15 protein-coding genes are annotated in these 15,832 nt (G+C 57.8%); 9 read left to right on the forward strand and 6 right to left on the reverse strand.

Features of this window, described 5'->3' with window-relative positions:
* Positions 1 to 136: 136 nt before the first annotated feature.
* From AC2FFB_RS03100 to AC2FFB_RS03110, 3 genes are all read right to left on the reverse strand, one after another.
* Positions 137 to 1,606 (reverse strand): carboxypeptidase M32, encoded by a 1,470-nt coding sequence (locus AC2FFB_RS03100; protein WP_496874487.1) that lies wholly within the window; start codon positions 1,604 to 1,606, stop codon positions 137 to 139.
* 5 nt (positions 1,607 to 1,611) lie between these two features.
* The gene (gene ctaA / locus AC2FFB_RS03105) at positions 1,612 to 2,757 is read right to left on the reverse strand and encodes a heme A synthase (RefSeq protein ID WP_496874488.1); all 1,146 of its coding nucleotides are present in this window, start codon (positions 2,755 to 2,757) and stop codon (positions 1,612 to 1,614) included.
* A 62-nt stretch (positions 2,758 to 2,819) separates the two neighbouring features.
* Positions 2,820 to 3,563 carry an RNA methyltransferase gene (locus AC2FFB_RS03110; protein ID WP_281972025.1) on the reverse strand — a complete coding sequence of 248 codons (744 nt, stop codon included), beginning with the start codon at positions 3,561 to 3,563 and terminating at the stop codon, positions 2,820 to 2,822.
* A gap of 153 nt (positions 3,564 to 3,716) precedes the next feature.
* Between AC2FFB_RS03110 and AC2FFB_RS03115 the strand changes: the two genes are divergently transcribed.
* From AC2FFB_RS03115 to AC2FFB_RS03130, 4 genes are all read left to right on the forward strand, one after another.
* Entirely contained in the window at positions 3,717 to 4,337 is a 621-nt protein-coding gene (locus tag AC2FFB_RS03115) for a thiamine phosphate synthase (protein ID WP_496712977.1), read from the forward strand.
* A gap of 56 nt (positions 4,338 to 4,393) precedes the next feature.
* Complete coding sequence (locus AC2FFB_RS03120) at positions 4,394 to 5,287, forward strand: PfkB family carbohydrate kinase (protein WP_271947322.1); 894 nt, start codon at positions 4,394 to 4,396, stop codon at positions 5,285 to 5,287.
* Positions 5,284 to 6,198, forward strand: a complete 915-nt coding sequence (locus AC2FFB_RS03125; RefSeq protein ID WP_271947324.1) for a pseudouridine-5'-phosphate glycosidase — start codon at positions 5,284 to 5,286, stop codon at positions 6,196 to 6,198. The genes AC2FFB_RS03120 and AC2FFB_RS03125 overlap by 4 nt, the downstream gene beginning before the upstream one ends.
* A 64-nt stretch (positions 6,199 to 6,262) precedes the next feature.
* Positions 6,263 to 6,940 carry a DUF502 domain-containing protein gene (locus tag AC2FFB_RS03130; RefSeq protein ID WP_142633557.1) on the forward strand — a complete coding sequence of 226 codons (678 nt, stop codon included), beginning with the start codon at positions 6,263 to 6,265 and terminating at the stop codon, positions 6,938 to 6,940.
* Here AC2FFB_RS03130 and AC2FFB_RS03135 read toward each other — a convergent pair whose 3' ends face one another.
* Complete coding sequence (locus tag AC2FFB_RS03135; RefSeq protein WP_281972022.1) at positions 6,941 to 7,966, reverse strand: patatin-like phospholipase family protein; 1,026 nt, start codon at positions 7,964 to 7,966, stop codon at positions 6,941 to 6,943. It lies immediately after the preceding gene.
* Between the two features lie 18 nt (positions 7,967 to 7,984).
* Entirely contained in the window at positions 7,985 to 8,758 is a 774-nt protein-coding gene (locus AC2FFB_RS03140; RefSeq protein ID WP_496688253.1) for a 3-hydroxybutyrate dehydrogenase, read from the reverse strand.
* A 290-nt stretch (positions 8,759 to 9,048) separates the two neighbouring features.
* On the opposite strand from AC2FFB_RS03140, the gene AC2FFB_RS03145 reads away from it, so the two are divergent.
* Both AC2FFB_RS03145 and AC2FFB_RS03150 read left to right on the forward strand, forming a co-directional pair.
* Positions 9,049 to 10,875: an extracellular solute-binding protein gene (locus AC2FFB_RS03145; protein ID WP_496874489.1), complete on the forward strand. Its 1,827-nt coding sequence runs from the start codon at positions 9,049 to 9,051 to the stop codon at positions 10,873 to 10,875.
* A gap of 564 nt (positions 10,876 to 11,439) precedes the next feature.
* The gene (locus tag AC2FFB_RS03150) at positions 11,440 to 11,676 is read left to right on the forward strand and encodes a hypothetical protein (RefSeq protein ID WP_142633552.1); all 237 of its coding nucleotides are present in this window, start codon (positions 11,440 to 11,442) and stop codon (positions 11,674 to 11,676) included.
* Here the strand turns inward: AC2FFB_RS03150 and AC2FFB_RS03155 are convergent.
* On the reverse strand, positions 11,665 to 12,288 hold the full coding sequence (locus AC2FFB_RS03155) for a helix-turn-helix domain-containing protein (RefSeq protein WP_142633550.1): 624 nt from the start codon (positions 12,286 to 12,288) through the stop codon (positions 11,665 to 11,667). The two genes, AC2FFB_RS03150 and AC2FFB_RS03155, sit on opposite strands and share 12 nt — an antisense overlap.
* Positions 12,289 to 12,353: 65 nt before the next feature.
* On the opposite strand from AC2FFB_RS03155, the gene AC2FFB_RS03160 reads away from it, so the two are divergent.
* From AC2FFB_RS03160 to AC2FFB_RS03170, 3 genes are all read left to right on the forward strand, one after another.
* Positions 12,354 to 13,871, forward strand: a complete 1,518-nt coding sequence (locus tag AC2FFB_RS03160; RefSeq protein ID WP_496874490.1) for a class I adenylate-forming enzyme family protein — start codon at positions 12,354 to 12,356, stop codon at positions 13,869 to 13,871.
* Entirely contained in the window at positions 13,868 to 14,527 is a 660-nt protein-coding gene (locus AC2FFB_RS03165) for a DsbA family oxidoreductase (RefSeq protein WP_496693465.1), read from the forward strand. The genes AC2FFB_RS03160 and AC2FFB_RS03165 overlap by 4 nt, the downstream gene beginning before the upstream one ends.
* A gap of 75 nt (positions 14,528 to 14,602) precedes the next feature.
* Positions 14,603 to 15,811 (forward strand): multidrug effflux MFS transporter, encoded by a 1,209-nt coding sequence (locus AC2FFB_RS03170; RefSeq protein ID WP_496693464.1) that lies wholly within the window; start codon positions 14,603 to 14,605, stop codon positions 15,809 to 15,811.
* The last annotated feature ends 21 nt before the right edge of the window (positions 15,812 to 15,832 follow it).

Consider the following 15,832-nt stretch of genomic DNA (forward strand, 5'->3'; position numbering starts at 1 on the left):
TCCTTGACAAGTGTCAACTTATAAGCAGGTTGGCGCTTTCTCGGCAGGTTTGGGCTCAGAGCAAGCTTTCGTCTCCTATCACGAATTGGGTGTACGATTGAGTGCGTTGTCTGGTCAGGCCCAGTTAGGCCCACTATCACAACCCGTACAACGATCCAAACTTTTGCTCCAGATACTCCAACAGTGGTTCTGGACCCGGTTCCATGCCACTGGCGCGTTGGATGATGTCGCGGGGGGCGTAAAGGCCGCCATGGCGTTGGAGGTTTTCGCGCAGCCAACCGGTGGCGCCCGACGTGTCACCCTTGGCCAGTTGAGTATCCAGATCGGGCAGCGCGGATCGCAAAGCCTGGTTCAGGCATCCGGCATAGACATTGCCCAACGAGTAAGTCGGGAAATACCCGAACAGACCGACGGACCAATGGACATCCTGCAAGCATCCGTTCGAGGGCCTATCGACCGCATAGCCGAAATCGGCCTTGAACCGGTCGTTCCATGCACCCTCAAGGTCTCTGACCTGCAGATCGCCGCTCATTAACGCGCGCTCAAGGTCAAAGCGCAGCATGATGTGCAGGTTGTACTGCACCTCATCCGCCTCAGTGCGGATATAGCCATTATGGACCCGGTTGACCGTGGCATAGAACGCATCGGCATCGGCGACGCCGAAATTGCCAAAAGCCTCGACCATCTGGCCAAACAGCCAGCCAGTATAGGCGCGTGATCGACCCAGTTGGTTTTCGTAGATCCGGCTCTGGCTTTCATGCACGCCCATCGACACGCCCTGCCCCAGCGGGGTCAAAAGGTAGGCTGGGTCGATGCCCTGTTCATAGGCGGCGTGGCCGACCTCGTGAATGGTTGAATAGAAACAGTTGAATGGATCGGTCTCGCTGGTGCGCGTGGTGATCCGCACGTCCAATCCGCTGCCCGAGCTGAACGGGTGAACGGCCTTGTCGACCCGGCCAGTGTTCAGGTCGTAACCGAATCCGGTGGCCAGCTTCTGTGACAGTTGCATCTGGGTCGCTGCGTCAAACGCCCCGGTCAGGGCGGCCGGTCCGGGTTGGTCCAACACAGCTGCTCGCAATGCCACAAGACGCGGACGCATCTGGTCAAAGATCGCAGCGATCTGAGTGCCGGTCGTATAGGGCTCGTAATCTTCGACCATGGCGTCATAGACATCACCGCCCTGTGCCAGGGCCTGACCTTCCTGACGTTTGAGCGCCACAACCTCTTCCAACACGGGCAAAAAGGCCGCCACATCCTCATCGGCGCGCGCCTGTGCCCATGTGCCCTGCGCGGCTGAGGTAACGCGTGCGATGGTCTTGGCCAAATCGGCGGGCACTTTCACGGTCCGCTCATAGGACCGGCGTATCTCGCGCAGTTGCGCGCGGGCGACATCGTCCTGCGGGTCGGCCTGCTCCAGCCACTCTGCCACACGCGGATCAGACCGTCGGGCATGCAAAACAGATTCGATCGCGGCCATTTCTTCTGCGCGCTGCGGCGCTGCGCCGCGCGGCATCACTGTTTCCTGATCCCATCCCAGACGCCCGGCAATCTGACCAAGTGCCGAGGTTTCACGTTGGAAGGCCATCAGTTCATCATAGGCAGTCATCTGGGTCAGGCTCCGCGGATCGAAGTTACGATGGGATAGGCTGTCAGGAATCGCGCACGCAGGATCAGAGTCCACACGATCACGGCCATGAACTGATGGAAAATGGCGATCTGCCAGGGGGCCGCGTAGATCACGGTCATGATCCCGACAACCACCTGCAACGACAAGGCAGCGAACATCGTGTTGAAGGCAAAGCGCGTTTGCGGATGCGCACTGGAATTGCCACGACGCCAGACAACGATGGCAAAGATGAACAGCAGATAACCCGCGCAACGATGGATGAACTGCACAAGCCCGGGGCTTTCGAAAAAGTTCCGCCACATCGGTTCCAGTATCGCCGCGTCCGGCGGGAAAATCTGCCCGCCGATCAATGGCCAGTCGGTATAAGACCGCCCAGCGTCGATACCTGCGACAAGTGCACCGATGAGGATCTGCAGGAATGCGAAATGCATCAGGCCGGTAGACAGGGAAAACAGTTTGGCCTCTTTCGCGCGGCGGGCCTGCATCAGGTCACGCTCATCCCGGCCAAGTTCGAACATATACCAGGCGAGGAAACCCAAGATCACAAAGGCCAGACCCAGATGGATCGCCAGGCGATAGCTGGCAACGGCGATCATCCCCTCGCCCTGCGTCACGCCGGACGCGACCATCCACCAGCCAACGGCGCCCTGTACCCCACCCAAGGCACCGGGGATCACCAGCTTGCCGGTCCAGCCGGTGGGTATCTTGCGCGCAATAAGGAACCCAAAGAAGCCAAGCGCCCAGACCAGCCCGATCACGCGGCCCAGCTGGCGGTGGCCCCATTCCCACCAATAGATGGATTTGAAATCCGCAAGCTCCATCCACTGGTTCTGGATGCGCCACTGGTCGATTTGCTTGTACTTGTCGAACTCGGCCTGCCAGTCGGTTTCGGTCATCGGCGGGACAGCCCCGGTGAGCGGGCGCCATTCGGTGATCGACAGCCCGCTATCGGTCAGGCGGGTCAGCCCACCCACCGCAATCATCACAACCACAAGCGCAAACAGGATCATCAGCCAGGCCCGGATAGCCTTACGCGCACCACCGCGGCCCCGGTCAATCATACCAGGTTGAACCGCTTGTTGTTTTTCAGAGTCTGAGACCTCTTCGAAGATGCTGCGCTTGCCGCTCATGCGTTCCTCATGTGTCTTGAATTTCGTTGCAAGCTAGGACCACCATGGGACGAGGTCCAGCCTTACCCTTTGTCTTTCCAACGGACCATCTGACGCATGACCCCGTGCAACATCTGCACATCCGCCCGCGTCATCCGCATCCGTGACCACAGATTGCGCAGATTGGTCTTCATGCTTTCGGCTTTTTCAGGGGGGTAAAAGAACCCCGCCTCTTCCAGCCGGTCTTCATAATGTTCGACCAGCTTTTCGACCTCGATGCCTGTGGCCCAGTCGCCTTTGCCCAGATCGGTTGCCTCATGCACGACGTCGCCTGTCTGGCGCATCCACTCATAGGCGGTCAGCAACACGCATTGTCCAAGGTTCAATGAGGCATATTCCGGATTCACCGGGACCGAGATGATGGCATTGGCCTTGGCGATATCCTCATTCTCAAGCCCTGCCCGTTCCGGGCCGAACAGCACGGCGACTTTTTCGCCCGCAGCGACCTTTTCGGCCGCGATCTGCATAGCGCGTTCGGGGCTGAAGACCGGCTTGGTCAACCCGCGCTGGCGGGCCGTAGTAGCAAAGACATAGGTACTGTCAGACAGCGCGCCAGCCAGATCGTCAAACAGCTGCGCCTCATCCAGCAGACGGCCCGCCCCACTGGACATGGCCACCGCCTTGGGGTTTGGCCAGCCATCACGTGGGGCCACGATCCGCATCCGGTCCAGCCCGAAATTCCACATCGCCCGCGCGGCGGCACCGATATTTTCACCCATCTGCGGGCGCACGAGCACAAATGAGGGCTGGGATTTGTCGCTGGGCATGGTTGTCTCCGAAAACTGCGCCTGCTGTAATCGTCGCGCCAACGCAGGGCAAGCCATTGGCGGCGCCAATTCTGCCTGAAACAGGCATAAAAGTTTGCTTCCGGCCCGCAATCCGCTAAACCGCGCAAAAGACTTAAAGCTAAGGACGCGCCGATGGACACCCCCGAGCAGCCGCAGATTTACCTGATCACCCCGCCGACCATCACGTTGAGCACGTTCCCCGACCAACTGGCCCGCGTTCTGGACAGCACCGAAATCGCCTGCATCCGTCTGGCCCTTGCGGGAAATGACGAGGATACGATTGCCCGTGCCGCTGATGCCTGCCGCGAGGTGGCACATACGCGGGACGTGGCGCTGGTGATTTCCAACCACGTCCTGTTGGCGCAGCGTCTGGGTATGGATGGGGTGCATCTGGATGATGGCGCGCGCTCGGTCCGGTATGTGCGTAAGGAATTGGGTGCCGATGCCATTGTCGGCTGCTTCTGCGGCACCTCCAGCCATGACGGCATGTCGGCTGGTGAGGCCGGGGCGGATTATGTGGCCTTTGGCCCGGTTGGTACGTCCTCTTTGGGTGACGGAACCGTGGCCGAGCACGATCTGTTCCAGTGGTGGTCCGAGATGATCGAAGTGCCGGTTGTGGCAGAAGGCGGCCTGACCCCCGAATTGATCCGTGACCTCAGCCCCTGCACCGATTTCTTTGGCATCGGGGATGAGATCTGGTCACAGGATGACCCATCCGCTGCACTGAACGACCTGATCACCGCCATGGGCTGAGCAGGATGTGAGCGTTAACCCTTGCACCCACGCCGGGGCTGCGGCATGACGTCGACATGACTCAGAACAGCGAAATTCTTTGTATCGGTTCTGTCCTGTGGGACGTGATCGGACGTTCTGCTAGCGCCATGCGGCAGGGGTCGGATGTTCCCGGCAGGATCACCCGCCTGCCCGGAGGCGTGGCAATGAACATTGCCATGACGCTGGTGCGCTTTGGCATGACGCCCACCCTGCTGACCGCCATTGGTCGCGATCCCGAAGGCGACGAGTTGGTCAATGCTTGCGCCCGGCTGGGGATGGTAACGGATCACATCTATCGCTCGCAGGACCTGCCGACCGACCGATATATGGCTGTCGAGGGCGCCAATGGATTGATTGCCGCGATTGCGGACGCCCATTCACTTGAGGCTGCAGGGGCAAAAATTCTGAAACCCCTGATGCAAGGCCCATTAGGCACAGAGACCATGCCATTTGATGGTCCTGTTGCTTTGGATGGCAACCTGACGCTGTCGCTTTTGGAAGAAATCGCGCAAAGCCCAGCCTTCGCCGGAGCCGACCTGCGCGTGGCACCGGCCTCACCCGGCAAGGCCGATCGCCTGCTGCCTTTCCTCAAACATGCCCGCGCGACGCTTTATGTGAACCTCGAAGAGGCAGGCATCCTGTGCCAGCGCGAATTCGCGGATTCGGCAAGCGCCGCCAAGGGGCTGCTGGATCGCGGCGCGCTGCGCGTGCTGGTGACTGATGGCGGCAGTTCGGCAACCGTTGCCAGCGCTGAGGAAATCTTGACCCAAAAACCCCCACCCGTTCTGGTCACCCGTGTGACCGGCGCGGGTGATACCTTCATGGCGGCGCATATCGCATCCGAGGCCACCGGTGCCCCAAGCGATGAGGCCCTGTCACGTGCCTTGCATGCCGCCGCAACTTACGTTTCCGGAGAAACCCCACTGTGATCAACATTCAATATTCTGCCGAGGTCCGCGCCGCCAAAGACGCAGGCCAACCTATCGTTGCGCTGGAAAGCACGATCATCACCCACGGTATGCCCTACCCGCAGAACATCGAGGTTGCGGCACAGGTTGAACAAGACATTCGAGAGGCGGGCGCGGTGCCAGCCACCATGGCGGTGATCAATGGTACGCTTCACGTCGGTCTGGAAACCGAAGAGTTGAAAGCACTGGGCCAAGCGCATGGGGTCGCCAAACTGTCCCGTGCCGATATGGCCGCCTGCATGGCAACCGGTGGGACCGGTGCAACAACGGTCGCCGCAACCATGATCGCCGCCCATCACGCCGGGATCGACGTTTTTGCCACCGGCGGTATTGGAGGCGTCCACCAAGGGGCTGAAACCTCGTTCGATATCTCTGCTGACCTGCACGAATTGGCCCATACCCCGGTCACGGTTGTTGCCGCAGGCGCCAAAGCCATCCTCGATCTGGCCAAGACGCTTGAGGTTCTGGAAACACTGGGCGTTCCGGTCATTGCCTATGGCCAGGACGAATTTCCGGCCTTCTGGTCGGCAAAATCCCCGCTGGCAGCCCCTCTGCGCATGGACAGTGCGGAAGACATCGCGCACGCACATGCGACCAGACGCGCGCTTGGCCTGCCCGGCGGCCAACTTGTCGCCAATCCGATCCCGGAGGCCGATCAGATCCCATCCGAGGAACTGGCCCCGATCATCGCCTCGGCACAGGCGGATGCAGATGTGCATCGGATCAGCGGTAAAGGGGTCACACCCTACCTGTTGCAACGGATTTATGAGCAGACCGAAGGTCGTTCTCTGACCGCCAATATCGCATTGGTCCGCAACAATGCCCGCCTGGCAGCCGGGATCGCCCGCGCCCTGTCCGCCAAGGCGGATTAACATATAGCTATTGTACCAAGGCCAAGGACTGCTTAACTAAATTCGCAAGCCACTCAGGACCGTAATGAACACTCCTTTTGACGAAGAACCCAACCGACAGCCCGGCCTGTTCTCACGGCTGCGCGCGTCCTTTCTGACGGGCATCGTCGTTATTGCGCCGGTGTGGTTGACGATCTGGCTGATCTGGTCTGTTGTCGGCTGGATCGACAGTGCGGTCCTGCCGCTGGTTCCCCACCAATTCCAGCCTGAACAATATGTTGGCATCAACCTGCGCGGTGTAGGTGTCATCTTTTTTCTGGTGTTCACCGTCGTGGTTGGCTGGGTTGCCAAGGGCATCCTGGGCCGGTCCTTTATCTCGTTCACCGAAAGCCTGGTGAACAGGATGCCGGTCATCCGGTCCATCTATTCAGGCATCAAGCAGATTTCCGAGACCGTCTTTGCCCAGACTGAACGGTCATTTGAAAAAGCCTGTCTGGTTCAATATCCGCGCCGTGGCATCTGGGCCATCGGGTTCGTCTCGACCACCGCCAAGGGAGAAGTCAACGAACGCGCAGAAGCGGGTGGCGATCTGTACAGCGTGTTCATTCCGACGACACCCAACCCGACATCGGGGTTCTTGCTGTTCTTTCCGATCGAGGACGTCATCCTTTTGGACATGTCGATCGAAGATGCCGCCAAGCTGGTGATTTCGGCCGGTCTTGTTTACCCGAACGACAAAGACCCGACCCAGCCACCAGAGTGACTATCCAAACATTTCCGGCAGATTGACCGTGCTGCGTGCACCCAAATCGGCCTTGTGATCTGTCAAAAACTGATCAGCTGCATTGCGGCCAGCTTCTTTGAGCTTATGCAGGACCACAGGGTTGGGCACTGTCTTGGTCGCGACCGAGAGGTCATTCATCAACGCGTCATCGGCAATCATGTGAACCAGAACACGGCTCATTTCGCCCGCTTTCAGCTTGCCATCCTCCAGCAAGCGCTGAACGAAGCTTATGGCCCTCAGTTCCCGAAACAGCGATGAGTTAAAGCCAATCTCATTGATCCGGTTCTGGATCTGCTGCGGCGTCTTGGGGATTTCTTCCCGTTCCAGAGGGTTGATGTTCACGATCACCACGTCCTCGGGCAGATCGGAATTGAACAAGGGATACAGAGCTGGATTACCGGTATATCCGCCATCCCAGTAAGCCTCGGTCCGGCCCGATTTTGGATCGAATATCTCGACCGCCTGAAACAGGGTTGGCAAACAGGCAGAAGCAAGGATGGCCTCAGTCGACAGCTCATTCCCTGTGAACACCCGTATCTTTCCGCTGCGCACGCATGTCGCGCAGACATACAGACGCGGACCTTCGGCAGCGCATATTTCATCGAAATCAAAGCGCTCAACCACGGGCTGCAAGGGGTTACGGTAGAACGGCCCATAGGCATAAGGCGAAACCAATCGCGACCAGGCGTCGCCTACAGCAAACGGCAGCGAATTTTCGATGGACTGTGCGATATGTGAGGGCTCAAACGCACGCATCCAGTTGGTCAGGTTCGTATCGTCGACGGCCCCCATACGTGCCCAGAGCGCATCAAGATTGGCGCGCGCGCCCTCCCGGCCGCCCCGTACCATGCCAGACTTATAGGCCGCACCGTTCAGTGCACCTGCCGATGTTCCGGTGATCGCCGCGACTTCGATATCATCTTCGTCCAGCAGACGATCCAGCACACCCCAAGTGAACGCGCCGTGCGCGCCGCCGCCCTGCAAAGCCAGATTGATACGTATCACTGCCCTACTCCCCAAGGCTCAGAGCGCGGTCCACCCGCCATCAACTGAAATCGTCGTGCCGGTGATCTGCGCCGCCGCATCCGAGCACAGAAAGATCGTCGTACCGCCCAGTTGTTCGACCGTAGCGAATTCTTTCGAAGGTTGCCGCTTTAGCAGGACATTCTTCACGACATCCTCACGGCTCATATCGTATTCTTTCATCGTATTGGGTATCTGCTCTTCGACCAGCGGCGTCAGCACATATCCCGGGCAAATCGCATTACAGGTAATCGGCTCTTGTGCGGTCTCGAGGGCTACGGTTTTGGTCATCCCGACAACACCGTGCTTGGCCGCGATATAGGCGGCTTTGAAAGGCGATGCCGTCAACCCATGGGCCGATGCAATATTCACCACCCGTCCCCAGCCCGCCTTGCGCATCATCGGCAACGCGGCGGCAGTGGTGTGAAAGGCCGAGTTCATGTTGATCGCAATGATCGCGTCCCATTTGTCGGTTGGAAACTGATCAATCGGCGCCACATGCTGAATGCCGGCATTGTTGACCAGGATATCGCAGGCTCCAGCCTTTTCGATCAGCGCCCGACACTCGTCACCCTTGGACATGTCCGCTTTGAAATAGCGCGCGTTGGTTCCGGTTTCCTGCCCTATCTCTGCGGCCAGAGCATGATCTTCGTCGCGGTCAGTAAACGAATTCAGCACCACATCCGCCCCGGCTTTGGCCAGCTCGCGGGCGATGCCCAGCCCGATGCCCGAATTCGATCCTGTGATGATTGCTGTTTTGCCTGAAAGACTCATGGGTGCTCTCCGTCAGATTCCGTGTTGACGGCACAGTGCCATGCTGCACCTGCAAAGAAAACGGGGAAAGATTGGGGGCGCTGTATCAGCGAAAATCGCACAAAAAAACGCCCGCACGAAGCGGGCGTTAAGTTATTGAGGCAGGTTTCATACAGGCAAGAAACCTATCGAGCAGTACGCCCTTTATAAGCAATTCTACGCCTTCGTCCAAGCTAAAAGTTTGATAATATGAAAAATCATGGCTACGGTGAATCCCAACAAAATAAGGCCAGAGCAGGATTGTTTCCAAAATGAGCCCCGATTTCCTTCGCCCCGTTCGCCCTATGATCGCGGGAATCGTTAGTGTTTTTGCCGTTGCAGCAGCCCATGCAGAATCGACCCATGGCATAGCTATGTATGGCGACCCTGCCCTACCACCGGATTTTGTGTCGCTACCCTATGTCAACGCTGATGCACCCAAAGGCGGCAAAGTCGTATTTGGAAATACCGGCGGCTATAACAGCCTTAACCCGTTTGTGCAAAAAGGCACGTCACCCTGGCAGTTGCGATTTTGGACCCATGAAAGCCTGATGGGGCGTTCCTGGGACGAACCTTTCACTCTTTACGGGTTGTTAGCCGAATCAGTTGAGACGGCTCCAGACCGATCCTGGGTCGAATTTACCCTGCGAGAGAATGCCCGATTCTCGGATGGGTCACCAGTCACTGTCGAGGATGTCATATGGTCATATGAGACTTTGGGAACCGAAGGGCATCTGAGATATCGCGGCCTTTGGGGAAAGATCGACAGTATCGAACAAACCGGACCGCGTTCCGTCCGCATCACGTTTAACGACCCCGACCGCGAGCTTGCGTTGATCGCCGGGATGCGCCCGATCCTTCAGAAGGCACAGTGGGAGGGTAAAGACTTTGCCGACGCGCCGCTGCAAGACATCCCCTTGGGGTCTGGACCATATGTCATCGACGGGTACGAAGCCGGACGGTATGTGAACCTGCGTCGCAATCCGGATTACTGGGGCGCTGACATTCCGTTTCGGCGCGGCACCATGAATCTGGATGAGATGCGGATCGAGTTCTACGGGGATGGCACAGTCGCATTCGAGGCCTTCAAAGCAGGCGAGCTCTCAGCCGTGCGCGAGTTTAACGCCGATAAGTGGAACAACCAGTATGACTTCCCCGCGGTACAGCGCGGCGATGTGCTGAAAACCGAAATCCCGCATCGCAAGCCTTCGGGCATGACCGGATTTGTCATGAATACGCGCAAGCCACCCTTCGATGATTGGCGCGTGCGCGAGGCTCTGACTCTGGCTTTCAATTTCGAATTCATCAACGACACCGTCACCGGAGGCGCGCAACCGCGGATAACCTCGTATTTCTCGGGCTCGGATCTGGCGATGCAACCCGGTACTGCCACCGGTCAGGTGGCTGAACTGCTGCAGCCGTACGCCGATACACTGTTGCCCGGTACGCTGGAAGGTTACGAGCTGCCGGTAGGTGACGGTTCGGAACGCAACAGGGCCAATCTGCGCAAGGCAACCAAGCTTCTGCAAGAGGCTGGCTGGACAGTTCAGGATGGCGTGTTGCGAAACGCAGATGGCGAAGCGTTCATCGTTGACATGGTCATCAGCCAGGGCAGCCTCAACGTTGTCCAGAATGTCGGAACGATCGCCGAAATCTATGCGCGTACGCTTGAACGGCTTGGCATCGAGCTTACAGTCGAAAAAATCGACGACGCACAATACACCTCTCGGATGGATGCGCATGATTTTGACATGACCCCATTTCGCCGGGCTCTTTCCCTGTCGCCGGGTAACGAACAACGCCTGTATTGGGGCAGTGAAAATGCTGACACGGCAGGAACACGTAACCTGATGGGGGTTCAGTCGCCAGCAGTGGACGGTTTGATCGATACGATGCTGGCCTCTGAAAGCCACGAAGATTTCGTGTCTGCGACCCGCGCGCTGGATCGCGTTCTAACCGCTGGCCGGTATGTCATCCCGATCTGGAGCTTTGACGTCGGCCGGATTGCACATGCGCGTGAGCTGAAACAGCCGGAAACCCTGCCCATATACGGTGACGGGCCGGAATACATGCCGCAGGTCTGGTGGTACGAGGAATAGCAGCGCCTCAAAAGAGGCGGCCCCGTCCTTTCCTAATTGCTAACTGTCCGTGCCAATCTCGTTCCAGAGGATCGCAACCGCTGCAGATGTGATGCAATAAGACCCGTTCGGCGTTTGCTGTGTGGGTCTCATACCCTTCGGCGGATTCTGGCACAGACCCGCAGTACCACGACATGCAGGTAAAGGCTGTGGGCATTCCGCTATAAATTGATGCGATCCCTAGTTTCAGACAAATTTGAAAAATTTCAACAAGGGGCTTTACGTAACGGGTTCGAAAGATATAGCCTGCGACTAGTACAAATGTATCCAATTTGAATTACGCCAAACATTACCGACACATAGCTGTGTTACAACATCAGGAACAGTATTTTCGGACCAGCCTCCACTCACTCAAAACTATTTGGTCCGTAGGCCCGTCTCAGATTTCCTGTGGCGGGCCTAACTGATTTAAACTTCGCACGCTCAAGGTGCGACATTTTGCCATAGCCCTACCTGCAAACACCATTCGTACCCTGAATTCAGGGCCGAGCAGATCTGTAGCCAGACAAACAGAAAGCCCAATTGATGTTTAAGTGGAACGATCTGACGCAAGATTGGAATGAAATGTACGCCCGTGCAAAACGGCGGTTTCCCAATTTGCGCGACCGAGACATGGATGCGGTCGGGCGCGACCGTGCGCAATTCGAGGCTTATCTGGCCGAACGCCATCATCTGACGGTGAACGAGGCACATGAAGAGCTTGAGGATTTCCTGTTCACCGAAGCGCTAACCCGTGAAGTCACCAAACATCTAGGTAAGTGACGTCACCCACAGGATCATCGCGTCTTCTTCACTGACCGAAACGACATTATGCCCCATGCTGCCGTCGTAATAGGCGCTGTCACCGCGGCGCATTTCGACGGGTTCGTAGAACTCGGTATACAGGCGAACAACACCCGTCAGCACGTACAGGAATTCTTCGCCATCGTGGCGGACCCACCCGTCGAACTCATCCATCGACCGGGCACGTACACGGGCGCGATAGGGCAGCATCTGCTTTTTCGTAAGCGTCTCAGCCAGCAGTTCGTGCTCGTATGTTGTGGTTGCGTGGCTGGTACCTTGCCCCATCCGGGTCACGGCCATACGCCCGATCACCTGCTCGCGCTGTGGCGGCGTGAACAGCTGCGGAACAGAGATTTCCAGCCCGATCGCCAGCTTCTTCAGCGCATCATATGTAGGCGACATCTGCCCGTTTTCGATTTTGCTGAGCGTTGAACGCGCCAATCCCGCCTGATTGGCCGCTTGTTCCAAAGTCCAGTTACGCGCCTTGCGCAATTCACGCACACGGACGCCAAGGTCCAGCGGTTCGACCTCTGTATGCTCGCCCGAGTTTCGGGCAATTCGGATCAGAGATGTCTGCTCTTTGGTTCTCATGCGCCACTCTATAGGGCCAGCCTGTCCCGCTTGCAACGCAGCAGTTGCCGCGTTAGCCAGACGCCATGCTTTCCCTGTTCGATCAAGGCCCGCCCAAGGCCTGCCCCACCCCCTTCAATCTGGCCGCGCATGTGTTGCGTCAAGCAGATCGCAATGGCGACAAGATTGCCTTGTCGGTACTTGGCGCAACGTCGGCACAGAACTGGAGCTTTTCTGCGTTGAAACGCGCGATCCTTGCAACCGGTACAGGTCTGCTGCGGGCCGGTTTGAAACCGGGCGATCTGGTCTTGATGCGTTTGGGGAACACGGTTGATTTCCCAATAACCTATCTGGGTGCAATCGCGGTCGGCATTGTACCCGTGCCGACATCGTCACAGCTGACGCAGCCAGAAACGGCAAAGATCATCCAAGATCTGAAGCCCGCCGCCATACTGCGCGGTCCCGATATCGCCTGCGCGGATCACCCGAACCAGATATCTTTGAGCCAACTGCGCGAGATGCGCGATCTACCTCTGGCCGAGTTTCGGATGGGCGACCCCGAAGACATGGCTTATGTGGTCTATACGTCTGGCACCTCGGGCAAGCCACGGGCCGTTGCACATGCCCATCGTGCAATTTGGGCGCGGCAGATGATGGTGGATGCGTGGTACGGCCTGCAGGAAACGGATCGATTGTGCCATGCAGGTGCGTTCAACTGGACCTATACGTTGGGGACAGGACTGATGGATCCCTGGACTATTGGCGCGACAGCGTTGATACCGGAACCTGGCACCGATCTGTCGACCCTACCCGATATGCTGCGCAATCACCGTGCCACGATATTTGCTGCAGCTCCTGGCGTGTTTCGGAAAATTTTGAACGAAGCAAACGATCTGCACCTTCCCGATCTGAGGCACGGTCTTTGCGCTGGTGAAAAACTCTCACGGCATCTGCACCAGAAATGGACACGGATCACCGGGCGCGAGTTGTATGAAGCTTTTGGAATGTCCGAATGCTCGACCTTCATCTCTTCAAGCCCAGCCTATCCGGCACGTGGCGATGCACTGGGGCAACCACAACCCGGGCGACGTGTGGCAATTCTGGGTCCAGACGGGCCGGTTCCACAGGGGAAAGAAGGGACCATCGCCATCCACCGATCAGACCCCGGCCTAATGCTGACCTATCTCAACGCGCCGGACGAAGCGCTGGCCAGGATGCAGGGCGAGTGGTTTCTGACCGGCGATCAGGGTGCAATGGCAGTTGATGGTCAGATCACCTATCTTGGCCGAGACGATGATATGATGAATGCAGGCGGCTACCGGGTCTCACCGATCGAGGTCGAGGCCACATTGTCCCGATATCCCGGCATCTCGCAGGTCGGCGCGGCCGCCGTTGAGGTCAAGCAGGACAGTTTTGTCATAGTGGCATTCTATACCGGGCCGGAAAAGCTGGACGAGGACGCCCTGCGCGCCTATGTCGAGACAAATCTGGCGCGCTATAAGCAACCGCGCGCCTTTATCCATCTGCCTCAGCTGCCAACAGGCGGCAATGGCAAACTTTTGCGCCGGGCGCTGCCGGCCTATTTCAAGGCGACCAATACATGACCCAGACCGTCAAGCTCGACATCATGTCTGACCCGATCTGCCCCTGGTGCTATATTGGCAAGACTCATCTGGACAAAGCGTTGGCTGCAACTCCGGATCATCCATTCATCATTGAATGGCACCCCTTTCAGCTGAACCCCGATATGCCGGTCGAAGGCATGGATCGGCGCGAATACTTGGAGCGCAAATTCGGCGGAAAAGACGGAGCCATCCGTGCGTATGCCCCGGTGGTCGAGCATGCCGAAAATGCAGGGTTGGGCATCGACTTTGAGGGGATGAAGCGCACCCCGAACACGTTGGATGCTCATCGGCTGATCCACTGGGCCGGAATCGAAAACAAGCAGAACGCTATAGTTGATGCCCTGTTTCAGGCCTATTTTGTACAGAGTCGCGATATCGGCGACCACGAGGTTCTGGCGGATATTGCCGACAGTCAGGGGATGGACGCTGCCGTCGTCATGAAGCTGCTGAAATCCGACGCCGACCGCTCCGACATCAGCAACCGTGACGCGCATTCCCGGCAGATGGGTGTGACGTCGGTACCGACTTTTATCGTTGCCAACCAACATGCTGTCCCCGGCGCGCAACCACCGGAAATGTGGGAACGCGTGATCGGTGAAATCATGTCTCAAATCGAGGCTTCCCCTGCAAAATAGCACAGCCTCCTGTGCATTCTGATCACTGGCCGTGCCCAATCCGCTGTGATAGCGCGAACGGGTCAGGAGAGCCCCATGAGTAATCGCATGCCGCGCGGAGAATTTGTCGCTTTGATCGCAATGATGTTTGCGACAATCGCGTTTTCTATCGACTCGATGCTGCCCGCCCTGCCGCAGATCAGCGCGCAACTCAGCCCAGGTGATGCAAACAAGGCGCAGTTGATCCTGACCTCATTTGTGCTGGGCATGGGGATCGGCACCTTTTTCACCGGCCCTCTGTCGGATGCATTCGGGCGCAAGCCGGTAATTTACGTCGGCTCTGCGCTGTATATCCTGTCTGCCGCAGTTGCCTGGGCCACCTCCTCGCTTGAGATGCTGTTGATTGCGCGCATCTTTCAAGGCATTGGCAGCGCGGCCCCACGCGTGGTGGCCATGGCCATTATCCGTGACCTTTATTCCGGCCGCGAGATGGCCCGCATCGTCTCGATTGCCATGATGATCTTTACGCTGGTTCCCGCCATCGCGCCCATGATGGGTGCCGGGGTGATCGCTCTGGCCGGGTGGCGTGGCATCTTCGCTTCGTTCATGTTGTTCTCTTTGATCACCATCACTTGGATGGGCCTGCGTCTGAGCGAACCTCTGGCACCCGAAAATCGCCGTCCCCTGCGCCTGCCGCTTATGATTGATGCCGCGCGGCAGATGTTTACACACCCGACTGTGCGGGTTTCGATCATGGTGCAAACGCTTTGCCTTGGGATGCTGTTCACCATGCTGACGATGGTACAACCTGTTTATGACATCATCTACGACAGAGCAGACAGTTTCCCATTCTGGTTTGGTTTCGTTGCTCTGATGGCTGGCTCGGCCAGTTTATTGAACGCGACTTTGGTCATCCGATTGGGGATGCGCCGGATTGTAACCTGGACTTTGGGCGCACAGATCGTCTTTACATGTTTTGTCATGTTAATGAATGGTCTGGACCTTTCTGATGGCGCCTCATTTGCGCTTTTCGTCAGTTGGCAGACTGCCGTGTTCTTCATGGCCGGTATGACGATGGGCAACCTGAATGCCATCGCGATGGAGCCGATGGGCCATATTGCGGGCATGGCAGCGTCAGTCATAGGCGCGGTATCAACCGTTCTGGCCGCTGCAGTGGCAGCCCCCTTGGGACAGTTGTTTGACGGATCGATCCTTCCCTTGGCAATAGGTGTCCTGACTATGTGCACGATGGGGTTCGGCCTGATGCTGTATATGGGCCGGATAGAAGACAGATTGCCCGCCTGATCTGTGCAGAGCGCGTGAAAC

The organism is Ruegeria sp. YTSA219, assembly GCF_059609985.1.

Excerpts from the sequence above, each read along its gene's own strand:
- AC2FFB_RS03100 (WP_496874487.1), bottom strand. The coding sequence starts at position 1,606 with ATGACTGCCTATGATGAACTGATGGCCTTCCAACGTGAAACCTCGGCA.
- ctaA (WP_496874488.1), bottom strand. The coding sequence starts at position 2,757 with ATGAGCGGCAAGCGCAGCATCTTCGAAGAGGTCTCAGACTCTGAAAAA.
- AC2FFB_RS03110 (WP_281972025.1), bottom strand. The coding sequence starts at position 3,563 with ATGCCCAGCGACAAATCCCAGCCCTCATTTGTGCTCGTGCGCCCGCAG.
- AC2FFB_RS03115 (WP_496712977.1), top strand. The coding sequence starts at position 3,717 with ATGGACACCCCCGAGCAGCCGCAGATTTACCTGATCACCCCGCCGACC.
- AC2FFB_RS03120 (WP_271947322.1), top strand. The coding sequence starts at position 4,394 with ATGACTCAGAACAGCGAAATTCTTTGTATCGGTTCTGTCCTGTGGGAC.
- AC2FFB_RS03130 (WP_142633557.1), top strand. The coding sequence starts at position 6,263 with ATGAACACTCCTTTTGACGAAGAACCCAACCGACAGCCCGGCCTGTTC.
- AC2FFB_RS03140 (WP_496688253.1), bottom strand. The coding sequence starts at position 8,758 with ATGAGTCTTTCAGGCAAAACAGCAATCATCACAGGATCGAATTCGGGC.
- AC2FFB_RS03145 (WP_496874489.1), top strand. The coding sequence starts at position 9,049 with ATGAGCCCCGATTTCCTTCGCCCCGTTCGCCCTATGATCGCGGGAATC.
- AC2FFB_RS03150 (WP_142633552.1), top strand. The coding sequence starts at position 11,440 with ATGTTTAAGTGGAACGATCTGACGCAAGATTGGAATGAAATGTACGCC.
- AC2FFB_RS03155 (WP_142633550.1), bottom strand. The coding sequence starts at position 12,288 with ATGAGAACCAAAGAGCAGACATCTCTGATCCGAATTGCCCGAAACTCG.
- AC2FFB_RS03160 (WP_496874490.1), top strand. The coding sequence starts at position 12,354 with ATGCTTTCCCTGTTCGATCAAGGCCCGCCCAAGGCCTGCCCCACCCCC.
- AC2FFB_RS03165 (WP_496693465.1), top strand. The coding sequence starts at position 13,868 with ATGACCCAGACCGTCAAGCTCGACATCATGTCTGACCCGATCTGCCCC.
- AC2FFB_RS03170 (WP_496693464.1), top strand. The coding sequence starts at position 14,603 with ATGAGTAATCGCATGCCGCGCGGAGAATTTGTCGCTTTGATCGCAATG.